This window comes from Aliivibrio sp. S4MY1 (assembly GCF_028765545.1).
In the GTDB taxonomy this organism is placed as follows: Bacteria; Pseudomonadota; Gammaproteobacteria; order Enterobacterales; family Vibrionaceae; genus Aliivibrio.
The window spans coordinates 1-13,109 of the sequence record NZ_JARACP010000020.1 but is presented as its reverse complement, the minus strand read 5'-3'; the positions used below and the strand labels follow the sequence as shown (position 1 = coordinate 13,109).

Below are 13,109 nucleotides of genomic sequence, written 5' to 3'. Positions count from 1 at the left end.
TATGTCACAAGATAAAATGACACACTCAAAATTCACACCATTCTCAAGTCAAATAGACTCCTACGCGCTTCCAGAAAGGTTTACGTTTCCTTATTATTATGCTCCGCATCCACTGGCATCATTAGCTATGACGGAACTACAAGATTTTCTCGATAATCAGCAAATATGGCATCATGACTTTACTAAACAAGGTAAGATGTTTGCTGTTCTTGTGGTAAAAAATCAGCAAGGAGATCTGGGTTATCTCTCTTCTTTTGCTGGCACAATTACAGATTCAGAAAATAGTCTGGGGCAAGCTCCTGATTTTTTTGTCGATGCCATTTTTGATAAACAAGCACACCATAAACTATTTTCACATCAAGAAAGCGAAATTGAGTCACTTAAAGCGCGTATTTCTCAATTAGAGAGTTCACCCTCGTTTATCGCATTAACAGAAAAGTTATCGGTAAGTACGGTACAGTCAGAGCAAGAGATCTCTACGTTTCAACAATCAATAGCAGTGGCAAAAAAAGAACGAAAGCAGCGACGTGCCCAAGCAGAATCTTTGGCAGAACCAGTACCTGCTGAAGATCTAGACGCATTAATTGCGGAACTTGGTAACCAAAGTAGTCGTGAAAAGAGAAATTTAAAGCAATTAAAACAGCAGTGGCAACAAACTATTGCTGACTTGACCCAACAGCACAACGAATACACTAACGACATAGACTTACATAAAAATCAACTCAATAAATTGCTGAAAAAAATAGATATTGATACGCTAGAAGCAACTCAGTTTATTAATCAATCTGGTGTATTTAAGAGCTTATTTGAACTGTTTAGACAAGGGGGTTCTGAACAGGCACAAACCCCAATCCCTTATTCTAGCGAACAGAATTTACCAAAACTGCTACAAACGGCTTTTCATTTCGGCTATGCACCAATTGCACTCGGTGAGTTTTGGTGGGGTTCTTCGCCTTATGAGCAAGTTCGCCAGCATAAAAACCTTTATCCTGTGTGCCAAAGTAAATGCTTTGAGATCCTTGAGCATATGCTTACTGGAATTAACCTTGATGAAAGTCCATTAGAACAAACACCGTCTTATGACAAAGAATTAGACATCGTTTATGAAGATGATGTAATGGTTGTAGTGAATAAACCCGCTGAGTTTTTATCGGTATCTGGAAAATTTATTGCTGATTCTGTTCATGCTCGCATTCAGGCACGCTATCCTAGTGCTACCGGCCCATTAATTGTTCACCGGTTGGATATGTCGACATCTGGTTTATTAGTGCTAACACTTACGCCAGAGACGAATAAACAAATACAAAAACAGTTTATTGAACGAACGGTAGAGAAGCGTTACATCGCTCTACTGGAAGGCAATATCGATAGCGACACGGGTATTATTACTCTGCCATTATGTGGAGATATGGAAGACAGACCTCGCCAAATGGTTTGTCTCCATAAAGGTCGAAGTGCTGAGACGACTTACCAAGTGATTACTCGTGATAATAACAGAACCAAGGTTTACCTTTATCCTAAGACTGGGCGAACCCATCAATTGCGAGTTCATTGCTCACATCAAGCAGGATTAAACACCCCTATTGTGGGGGATGATTTATATGGTTTTAAAGCAGATAGACTGCATTTACACGCAGGATATTTAAAATTACGCCACCCTGTTACCAATATCGAAATGGAATTTGAAGTCGATTCTGAATTTTAAATTCAAGCTAATATCAGTGTAACTAATTTAACTGACGCAATAATGTGTCAGTTTTTTCTCTTTATCCATCAAGTAAAGATTGCTTTTTTTCGTAAAAGAGTTATTTTCCTTCATCTTATAAATAACTTGATAACTATCGCCGATTATAAAAAGCCCTTAATCAAGCACTTTTCTCTACCCAATTTATGGCTCAATATTATGAGCGATCGCTTGTCTATCTATTTTATAATGAATGATTAACTATGTTTAAGTACGCACCTCGAATCGATTACCCACTACTGATAGCCATTTCATTATTGATTTTGCTTGGTTCTCTAACTGTATGGAGTGCCAGTGGCTTTAGTGAACCGATGTTAGAACGACACCTTATTCGAGCTATCATTGCTGTCGGCTGTATTGTTGTCATGTCGAGTATTCCACCAAGAACCTACGAACGAATTACACCCTATTTATTTGCTTTGGCTGTTATTCTTCTGCTTGGTGTTATTGTGGCAGGTGACAGTACTAACGGCTCCCAACGCTGGTTAGCTATTGGCCCCATTCGATTCCAACCATCAGAATTAGTGAAGGTCGCGATTCCTCTTATGGTTGCATGGATTCTAGTTGCTGAAGCCGGACGCCCCGATGCTAAAAAAATTCTTATCTGCTTATTGGTAACCGCTATTCCTGCCGGTTTGATTTTTATTCAACCTGATCTTGATGGGGCTATCTTTACTATTATTTATGCACTATTTGTCCTCTATTTTGCAGGAATGAGTTGGAAAATTATTGGTTCTTTTCTCGGAGGAATTGCCGTTATCGTTCCAATGCTATGGATCTTTGTGATGGCAGCTTATCAAAAAAAGCGTGTAACTCAGTTTCTTGATCCTGAATCTGATCCTCTTGGTGCTGGCTACCAAATTATTCAGTCATTAATTGCTGTCGGTTCTGGTGGAATGCGTGGTAAAGGTTGGATGAATGCAACACAAGGACAACTTGGTTTCATTCCTGAAAGTCATACTGATTTTATTTTTTCAACCTATGCTGAAGAATGGGGCTTTTTCGGATGCTTGCTCTTACTCGGATTATATCTGTTTATTACAGGCCGAGTGATTTGGCTTTCATACCAGTGTGATTCCTCATTCAACCGCTTGGTAAGTGTTACTTTTGCTCTTAGCTTCTTTTTATATGCATTTATCAATATAGGCATGGTAACAGGCTTATTACCTGTAATGGGAAGTCCTTTGCCCTTCTTTAGTTATGGCGGGACCGCAATGATAACTCAAGGGATTTGCTTCGGCATTATCATGTCTCTGTGCCTAAATAAAGCATATAAACCTTAATAATCAATAGATTAAAACAGCAAAAGATGATATCGAGATGGTATTTATCGTGTCTCACTTTTAATATGAACTTTTTATGACAGTGAATATTTATAGTGACATTCTCAATAACTTAGCATAATCTCGATTTTCCTAACAATGCAATCTAGAAAAAACACCTAAACTATCTAGACTTGCATCATACCTATTGGTTTGATAATTATAACTTCGAGCTTCTATGACAAACACTTTATCTATCGGCGCATTAGAATCGTTTCTAATTGCAATTGCCGTGCTGTTTCTGGGTCATTTCATTAATTCTAAAGTTGACCTCTTTAAACGATACAATATCCCTGAACCTATCGTCGGCGGATTAATTGTAGCCTTTGCCATCACTATTTTACACTTTCAAGGCGTAAGTCTTGAGTTCTCTCTACCCTTGCAAAACACCTTCATGCTAATGTTTTTTAGCACGGTCGGCCTTGCCGCCAACTATACACAACTACTAAAAGGCGGTACTAAAGTATTCCTTTTCTTAGCTGTTGCTTCGTTCTATATCATCATACAAAATGCAGTTGGCGTTGGGCTTGCTAGCGCAATGGGCTTAGACCCACTAATGGGATTAATTGCCGGTTCAATTACTCTCTCTGGTGGGCATGGAACAGGTGCAGCTTGGTCACAAACTTTTGCTGAGAACTACCAAATCAATACGTTAGAGTTAGCAATGGCTTCTGCTACTTTTGGTTTAATCATGGGTGGTTTAATCGGTAGTCCAATCGCACAACGACTAATTCAAAAGCATAATTTAGAATCTGAATATGGTGTTGGAGTTGACACTCACACTCGTTTCCCTGAGCTTGTCACTTATAATGAACGTGAGGAAGATAAAGTTACGGCCAAAAAAGTAATTGAAATGCTTTTCATCTTACTTATCTGTGTCGTTGGTTCTAAGTATTTAAGCCAATTTGTAAATAGCTTCGGCATCGCTTGGTTAAAAATCCCCGATTTTGTTTACGCACTATTTGTCGGTGTATTCATTACTAATATCTGTGAGATCACTAAAGTTCGCAAGATCGACACTGAAACGGTTGATATTTTAGGAACGGTTTCGCTTTCCTTATTTTTAGCAATGGCATTGATGAGCTTAAAACTGTGGAATATTTTTGATTTAGCCATACCATTCCTAATTATATTAACGGTTCAAACTATCGTGCTGGCATTATTTTCGTATTTCGTTACTTTCCGTGCGATGGGATCAAACTATGATGCGGCAGTAATGGTTGGTGGTCATTGTGGCTTTGGTCTAGGTGCAACACCAACAGCAGTGATGAATATGGGGTCTTTGGTTTCTCGCTTTGGTCCATCTCCACAAGCGTTTATGGTTGTTCCAATTGTTGGTGCATTCTTTATCGATATCACAAACTTAATTATTCTTCAGGCCTACATTAGTTTTATTGGGTAATAAAAAATAAGCTATAAAGTACAATACTTTATAGCTTATTAATCGAACTTATATTGTAAATTGATCTATGTTTTTAGATAAGTTAGAAATGCTTTTATTCATATTTTTAACTTGCTCTGAAATCACACTTGAAACGTCCATACACACTTGAGACATATCTCTGACGTTAACAGCATTACCGTTAATCTCTTCAATAACACAAGTCTGCTCTTCACTTGCTGTAGAGATTTGATGACTCATATCAGATATAGAATTTAAGTTGTTATCAACAATTTCGATATTATTTCTAGAAACAATAGATTGCTCAACACACTCTTTAATTGTATTTTGACTTTGTTCCATCTTCTCACTTACATCAAGTGTCTTAGTTTGTAAGTTAGAAATGATACTATTAATTTCAATCGTAGAATGCTGTGTTTTTTGAGCAAGTACACGCACTTCATCAGCAACAACAGCAAAACCTCGTCCTTGCTCTCCTGCTCTTGCCGCTTCAATAGCAGCATTTAATGCTAATAGGTTCGTTTGATCTGCAATATTACTGATCATGTCTAGAACACTGGTTATCTTGTTACTATCATTACGTAACTCGGAGATTAAAGCATTACAATCATCAATTTCAGTAGAAGCTAAAGCAATTACTTCAGATGTATTTGAGACGATTTGCTTAGTTTGATTACATTCTTTGGATGCATCAGTAGTAAAATTAGCCGAATTATTGATATTACTTGCAATTTCATTTGATGCACTCTGCATTTCATTAATTGCAGTTGCCAACATATCAACAGAATTAAGTTGTTGAGTTATCGCTTTTTCATTTTCTTTTGATTGCTGATTCATTAGGTTAAATGCATCATTACTAATATCAATACTTTCTTTTACTGCATTGATTACATTAACAATTTTCAATCTAAAAGAACGAATTGATTTCATAATACTGCCGATTTCGTCATTCACAAAATCATTGCTTTCAATAAATTTACATACTTCTCCATCACGAAGATCCAATGAAATAAAAGTATTTAATGAGGCATTTATCAATGCTATACGGCGATTCAAGTCTTTTGAAATGAGTAGTCCACTAACTACTGAAACCAATGTTATAGATACAATAATAAATATAGCAAAGTACAAAGTATTTAACCGGTCTTGTTTTGATATTTGTCTATATTCTTCAAGGAAAGTATCTATTTTTCCTGAAAGATCACGTATATTATTATTGATTTTACTATAAACAACTAAACTATCACTAACCAGTTTAGCTCTAGGCTCTAATGTTCTGCCATTTTTAATAGTATCAACATATTTAACATATTCATTGATTTCATTACTTAACGAAATTAATTGTGATTTCTCATTTTTTATAACATCTAAATCAAATGTACTGTATGAGTTTAAAAGAGTGTTAATATCTGAAATCAGTATATTTCTTTCATTCAAATCATCTTTATCTTCAAAACGGATAGAAATCAGGGCAAGGTCTGATCTTCTTAAGGAAATTAATTTTTTTTCAAAACTATCAAATATTTCTGATGATTCGATCACTTGTCTAAATAAAAACTGTTCTGTTTTATCATTATCAATATAATTCATATATATAATATTTAATGCTACAAACAACCCCATGGCATTAAATGCCACTAAAAATAAAATTTTATTTTTTAATGAAACATTCTTCATCTTATAACCTTCAATAATAATTATTATATTACTTAATCCATTCCAAATAAATAAACAACCAATAACGCTATCTACTCACGACCTAACTCATTAAGTATTAAATTAAGATTAATACACTTTGACATAATTTCTTTATAGTGCTCATTATTATATATTGGCTTTGATAATTCATTGATAAGCCAAAAATTTAAGTCAGTTAACTTCAAAACAGCCTCTTTATTATTAACTAACAAAAGAGGATCTTTTTCCATTGCAAACTTTAATATTTCACACGCATCAGAAATTTTATTAATTAAAAATACATAGTCTATCTTCATCGAACAATCACTCCTAACTCATTGTTATTTATTCAAATGAATAATAACGAGACCTATGAGAGCATTCTAATTATAGTTCATTACACTTAATTATATGATTAATGACATTCAATAATTAAGTCTATTTATATATTTTTAATTATAAATTAAAATGAAACATGCACAGGCATTCCTTCCACCCATGAATTTTTTTCTAATTTATCATTAAACATCACCTTTACCTTAAGTAAGGCCTTAGCTCCCTCAAATGGTTTTGCTAACTGAGTTGGTAATTTTGATGTTGTTTCAATTGCAAGATACACATAGCCTTTCAAACGTTCTCTATTTGGTAGGATTATAGTTACAGAAGCTCCTTCTATTGCTTTACTTATATATTTAGGTTCTAGATATACAATAACAAACGGTTCCAACTTTGATGACACAGTAACCAAATCATCACCTTTTTTTACTCTTTGGCCCACAACTGCATGTATATCTAAAATATTCCCGTCTAATGGTGAGCGAATATTCAGCGAGTTATATTGACTTAACTTCGTTACCAATTCTTGATTTAACCCTCGGATAACTTGAGCTATGCCACCTGCAAGATTAAGTTGATGTTCATTTATTTTTGCTTGACGTAATTCAATATCAGCATTAGTCTTTAAATTTTGAGCATTACTGTACATACTAATAATGGCAGCATAATCAACTTGTGATACCTTTCCTTCTTTTATGTACCCATCATACTTTTCTTTTATCTTGGTTATTTTGATTAAATTCAACCTTGCATTATTAACAGCCAATAAATATGGATCAAAGTCATCTTTTATTGTGACTTTACTATTGACTACATTTTTTAGCTCACGCCTCAAAAATGAAATATCTTCATTTAAAACATTATCTTCTAAATATAAAACATTTTCATTCTGAAAAACATTACCGCCCTCTTTAGAGTTAATTTCAATAACCAATCCATCTTGAGGAGCTGTCAAAATAACCGGGTTACTAGTAATAATTCCTGGTGCAATAGTTAATATGTATTCTTGAAAAAATAAATATAACATAACAAATAATGGACTTAGTACTAAAGCTAGAATTGAATACCAACGTATGCGATATCCACCTCTTTTAGCATTACCATAAACGACTTTCATGCCATTATCAGTTGTTGGCTGTTTATTTTTTTCTAAGTGAAACTTAACTTTCATAATATCTAAAACCGTTTTCCACGTTTAAGTACCCACCACGGAGCCATACTTGATTCTTCATGGCTTCTTCTTGTAATCTCATTTACCATTGAAAATGCAGTTATTAATCTCATAAAAAATGCATACAATGGGTAAATTGGCAACCAAATTAATAACTTAACATCTTCTCTTGCTCGTTCTGATACCAAACCAATATAAATAGAAAACGTAAGAAGTATAAAAACCATGTATATTAGATATATAAAAAGTAACATAGCTAAAATAACGGTTACTGGATAATTAAATAAAATATGTAACGTAAACAAAACCATCAAGAGTGGTAGTATAACGTTTTGAATTACCCCATATACTAACGTATATATGAAATTCCCCCAGCCTAATAACTTTGGGGTTAATCCACTTCTATGCTTTCTCAAAAATAGAAAAAGTAAATCCCCATCCCATCGTAATCTCTGCATGATCAATATTTTTAATGTATCAGGGGCATCAGTATGCCCAACCGAGTGAGGAGAAAATGCTAATCTACTGTTTGGGTGACGTCCTTTGTATTGTTTTAATCGCATAGTAAGATCAAGATCTTCAGCGGTATGAGTATCCCAACCTCCAACTTGTTTAATTACATTTACGCGAAAAGCACCAAATGCGCCAGAGATATTATTCAATACTCCCCAGTTACTCATTCCTGTTTTACCTGCTTGCATTGACATCATGTACTCAAGTGACTGCATACGAGTTAGAAAGTTGGCATCCCAATTGCGAACTCGAAGCGCCCCACCAGAAGCAAGAACGTTTGGATCAGAAAATTGTTTCGCCATCTCCCAAGCCATATTATTATCAAAAGAAGTATCCCCATCTACATTGATAATTAGGTCATTTTTTGCTTTTGATAAGCCTGCATTTAATGTTGATACTCGACCACCGCGTTGCCATTTAGGTACTACTTTTACTTTTCTCATCTCGCAAAACTGATGTCTTTTTGCCCCATTTAATGCCGCTTTATATGTATCTTCATTTTGCTTTGCCCCATCAACAACAACTAATATTTCAATAAAGCTTGGATACACCTGTTCAACTAAGGTATCAATAGTCTGAGCAATCGCTTCACCTTCACCATAACAGGTAATAATAAAACTAATCGTAGGATATTCCTTTGGCTCTGCATCACTTAAATCCCATGACCAACGAAAGACACCCGTTGAAACCAATAAAAACAATGGTAATTCAATAAAAATCATAATAGGGAAAAATAAGAATATTAACCCTATATCTTGTTGTAACATTCCGGCCATAGAATAAAAAACGTATTCAAACTCGCTCATTATTCAATAGCACCAAGTTGCTCTACCAACCACAAGGAAGCATCATCATTTAATGATGGTTCAGGTAAGGACCAAATATGTACGTTTAAAATAACCAATTCGGACTCAATTTTATCAGCTATGATTTCTATTTTTTTCTGTAAAACGGATAGTGACTCAATAGGTGTCATTGGCATGAGTAATAAAATTATATCAGTTCGATACTGACAACAGATATCGGTATCACGCAAAATTCCATTCAAATCATTAGATATCTGATCAATTAATTGGGCTAATTTAACCTCTCCAAATTGATTTGAATAAGCTTCAACTCCAGATAACTTTATACCTAAAAGAATATGATTATGCTTATGTCTAATCGCTAATTTATTAACCCAAACTAATAAATTATCAAATGACTCCCCACCGATAAGGCCTTTTAATGATAATTCTTGGCTAAATGAATTTTGACCATACATCATAACGTTTTTAACTTGTTCATCAGCTTTGTAGGTATTAATGTGACGAGTAATTAAGTCATCTATTTCATTACTGTCTGAACATGATAAACATCTGACTCTAGCGACAGATTCAGAAAACGTATAGTCGCAATCTAAACACTTATAATTCTCTAATGGTCGGTCATAATCAACGCCAATGTGCCTCAATTGAGTTAAGCAAGTTGGACACTCTAACTTCCCACGTTGCGTAAACTTATCTTGCTTTCCTACATGGCCGCAAGTGAAACAATGTAATGAAATAGACTCTTCAATATCTACACTTTTACAAGAAGGGCAGGTTTCTATATAGTTTTGATGACCACTATGGCAACTTGGGCACAATCTAATTCTATCAACTGTGTATTCTTTCTTTAAATTCCCTCGCTTTGCTTCTAATTGAAGGTAGTTATTAAATGTACTTTTATAACCTAAATACGAAGAAATTAATGGGTAATGATACAACTCTTTTTTTGTAGTATCACAAAGAGGTTTTAAGTATCGTTCATTTCCTAACCAAAGCCACGCTAATAATTTATCGATTGGCTCTTCTTTTATTAACTCTAGTTTTGAACGGTGTAAATTCCATTGCTCTGTTACATTTGTTGGAGTCCATAATCCATCAGATAAATGTGAACTTAATACGCTTGCCTTTAATACGTAGATACGCCAGTTCCATAACCCTAACTTAGAATGTAAGTACTCTAGCGCTCTATCTTGCTCCTCTGAAGGTAAAGATAATATACAAATAGCTGGTTCATGTAAGAATAGTTCATCTACATTTGTGATATGAATAATATTAATATCACTACCATATATGAATTTAGATTCACCAATAACATAGACAGGAATAATACTTCCAGGTTGCATATTCATAGTTGTTACCATTAAAATTTCAAGTTAAAAGGCAAACATTAGAGAATGAGTACCCTATATTAAACACACTTTATTTAGAATTATTAAACTTTATTTTATACATTCTTTTGTCAGCAACTCTAATTAGATTCTCTTTATCTAATCCATCATTAGGATATAGGCTATATCCAATACTAATCCCTATATTTAAAGAAACATCATCAATAGTGATAGGTTCAGATATTGAATTAATAATATCATTTTTAAAAATATCTAAGTCTAGATCTAAGGTATCCCTTAAAATAATTGAAAACTCATCGCCACCTAATCTAAAAACATAACCTCGTTTACCAACAATAAATCTAATTCTTTTAGCAATTTCGATCAGTAGCAGATCTCCTACTTCATGACCATAAATATCATTCACTTTTTTAAAACCATCAAGATCAGAAAATAACAATATCGATGTTTTAAATAATGAGCTAAATTTCTCATCAAAAGAGCGTCGATTATAAAGACCCGTAAGTGAATCAACATGTGAAAGCTTATACATCTCTTTCTTTTTTTCTAATAAATACATAAACATATAAGTAATCACAGACAACGTTACCAAGAAAAAAATCAGTAAATAAATCTTATATTTGTATTCAATTGGATTCAGCCAGTTATCTTTAGAACTGACCGAAATAATCCAGTTCTGATTTAACACCGAAAATTCATGATCAACAGCGTTTGATAAGGCTTTATCCGATGATTCACTAATCACTTTAATTTTGTTCGTATTTTTTTCTAAAAAACTTAATTTATAATTGAACCCATCAATAGATAAGTCATTCAATGATAATGTCTTTATGAAACTATCAATATTTAATATCACAATACTAAATCCCCAGAAGTTTTGGAATTTATTCCCAACAAAGACAGGGGTCCTAATAATTAGCCCTGAACCACCCTGAAAAAGTTCAAGTGGTTCTGACATCATACTTACCTTATTATCTCGAGCATAAAAAGCATCTTGTTTTCTCTTTTCATCTGTAAATAAATCAATATATACATTCTCATTACCCTTTTTAGGGTAAGCAAACTTGACAAAACCATTAGGTGCAAGCTGTAAACTTTTTATTACCTCATTATTATTTATAAGGTTTTCAGATATCGAATCAAAATCACCCTCAGTTATAACAGAATCTTGAGTATAAATTAAATATCGATAGACCGAAGACAATGTAAGATATTCATTAATTTTAATTAAAATTTCACTTTCATACTTACCTAAAAGATGGGTCATATTATTTTTATTTATTGAACTTGCAGATTCATTGCTTAGATTAAAAACAATAGAACCAATAAAAACATAACAGACACACAAGCTAATTAAAGCAATTTTATTTATCTTAGTTAACATATTATGCATTAATTAATTCATCTATTTTTATCTAAATACATTCTCTCATCTGCATAATTAATCGCATTTTCAATGCCTTTAGATAAATTATCAATACCAAAAGAAAAAGATAAAGTAATATCATCTGATTTAAATAAACGCTCTACTTTATTTCGAATCAACTCCAACCTAGCATTAAAAACATTGATTTCATTACATTTAGTAAATACTAAGAACTCATCACCACCGTATCGAATGATTAAGTCTTCTTCTCTTAATTCGTTTCTTAAATACCCAATAAATCTATTCAAACAATTATCACCAAATTTATGGCCAAATTTATCATTGATTTTTTTAAAACCATCCATATCAATAAAAGCAACCATGTTAAAACTATTCATATAATAACTATTCAAAATAGTTCTATCGAAACAATTGGTTAATGCATCACGAGGAAAAGTATCTCGATCATCTTCATCATAAACTATTGTGATTATTAGTATCTTTCCATAATGATTTATTTTTTGCCTAAACGTATAATACGATTTAATTTTTCCATCAAAATCAACAGATTCTCTTACTGCTAAAAAATTTGATTTTGATTCAATTAAGCTTTTATCAATCGCAATGCAGCCTTTATACTGCTCAAATTTTTCATAAATTTTAGGTAAAGGTAATCCAACAAGATCAATTTGCATAAAATCAATATGCGCTTGATTATTAAATAACGCATTGCCTTCTGAATCACGAATGATAACTAATCTACTGGTACAATTAAGGTACGATTTAAAAAAACGAGTTTCTGGACTATTCGATCCTACTGCTATTTTATTATATTTTTTAAGTACATTTAATTTCACCTCTGGGATGCTCAAACTGTCCGAGACTTTTGAACCGAGATTATTAAATTCATCAGCAATATGGATATCATTAATGATACTTTCACATATTTTATCATCATCATTTCTAATTAAATTATAAACTAATTTTTCTAAAACTAACTTGTCATCAATTGATTTTATAACTGCATCTTGGTTCCCAGTAATTTTTAAGTCAAATATTTTCACTGGTTTGGAGAATAAAAAGCCTTGATATGATAACTCTTTACCATATGACTCAATTAAATCTAATTGCTTATTAGTTTCAACTCTTTCTATAACAATATGAAAATCGCGAATGTCAGATAGTTCATCTAATATATATTTAAGATGTCTATAGTGATAAAAGTTGTTCTCTATATTTTTAATTAAAGAACCATCTATTTTTATTTCGTCTAAATCTAATGCTAAAACATGATCAATATCAGAAAAACCTTTTCCAAAGTCATCAAGAGAAAATTTAACCCCTAAAGACTTAAATTTTTCCATCGCATTTCTTACACAATTTAATGACAAATAATTATCATTTTCTGTTATTTCGAAAG

The 13,109-nt window shown here is 33.0% G+C and carries 10 protein-coding genes; 3 read left to right on the top strand and 7 right to left on the bottom strand.

Translation table 11 applies throughout. The annotated features are described in order from the left end of the window. Position 1 precedes the first annotated feature (1 nt). From PVK71_RS17505 to gltS, 3 genes are all read left to right on the top strand, one after another. A complete protein-coding gene (locus tag PVK71_RS17505; protein WP_274420345.1) occupies positions 2 to 1,705 on the top strand; it encodes an RluA family pseudouridine synthase in 1,704 nt (567 codons plus the stop codon). A gap of 242 nt (positions 1,706 to 1,947) precedes the next feature. Continuing rightward, positions 1,948 to 3,027: a rod shape-determining protein RodA gene (gene rodA, locus PVK71_RS17500; RefSeq protein WP_274420347.1), complete on the top strand. Its 1,080-nt coding sequence runs from the start codon at positions 1,948 to 1,950 to the stop codon at positions 3,025 to 3,027. A gap of 217 nt (positions 3,028 to 3,244) precedes the next feature. Then, complete coding sequence (gene gltS, locus PVK71_RS17495; RefSeq protein ID WP_274420349.1) at positions 3,245 to 4,468, top strand: sodium/glutamate symporter; 1,224 nt, start codon at positions 3,245 to 3,247, stop codon at positions 4,466 to 4,468. Positions 4,469 to 4,516: 48 nt separating this feature from the next. Here the strand turns inward: gltS and PVK71_RS17490 are convergent, their stop codons facing one another. The 7 genes from PVK71_RS17490 to PVK71_RS17460 form a co-directional block, all read right to left on the bottom strand. Continuing rightward, complete coding sequence (locus tag PVK71_RS17490; RefSeq protein WP_274420351.1) at positions 4,517 to 6,145, bottom strand: methyl-accepting chemotaxis protein; 1,629 nt, start codon at positions 6,143 to 6,145, stop codon at positions 4,517 to 4,519. A 71-nt stretch (positions 6,146 to 6,216) separates the two neighbouring features. Continuing rightward, positions 6,217 to 6,462: a hypothetical protein gene (locus PVK71_RS17485; protein ID WP_274420353.1), complete on the bottom strand. Its 246-nt coding sequence runs from the start codon at positions 6,460 to 6,462 to the stop codon at positions 6,217 to 6,219. 146 nt (positions 6,463 to 6,608) lie between these two features. Then, a complete protein-coding gene (locus PVK71_RS17480; RefSeq protein ID WP_274420354.1) occupies positions 6,609 to 7,652 on the bottom strand; it encodes an HlyD family secretion protein in 1,044 nt (347 codons plus the stop codon). A gap of 5 nt (positions 7,653 to 7,657) precedes the next feature. Continuing rightward, a complete protein-coding gene (locus tag PVK71_RS17475; RefSeq protein WP_274420357.1) occupies positions 7,658 to 8,971 on the bottom strand; it encodes a glycosyltransferase family 2 protein in 1,314 nt (437 codons plus the stop codon). Beyond that, positions 8,971 to 10,323: a hypothetical protein gene (locus PVK71_RS17470; protein ID WP_274420359.1), complete on the bottom strand. Its 1,353-nt coding sequence runs from the start codon at positions 10,321 to 10,323 to the stop codon at positions 8,971 to 8,973. Before PVK71_RS17470 ends, PVK71_RS17475 begins: the two co-directional genes overlap by 1 nt. 70 nt (positions 10,324 to 10,393) lie before the next feature. Next, a complete protein-coding gene (locus PVK71_RS17465) occupies positions 10,394 to 11,716 on the bottom strand; it encodes a diguanylate cyclase domain-containing protein (RefSeq protein WP_274420361.1) in 1,323 nt (440 codons plus the stop codon). An 8-nt stretch (positions 11,717 to 11,724) separates the two neighbouring features. Next, positions 11,725 to 13,109 (bottom strand): bifunctional diguanylate cyclase/phosphodiesterase (locus PVK71_RS17460; RefSeq protein ID WP_274420363.1); only part of this gene is annotated, 1,385 nt, incomplete at its 5' end.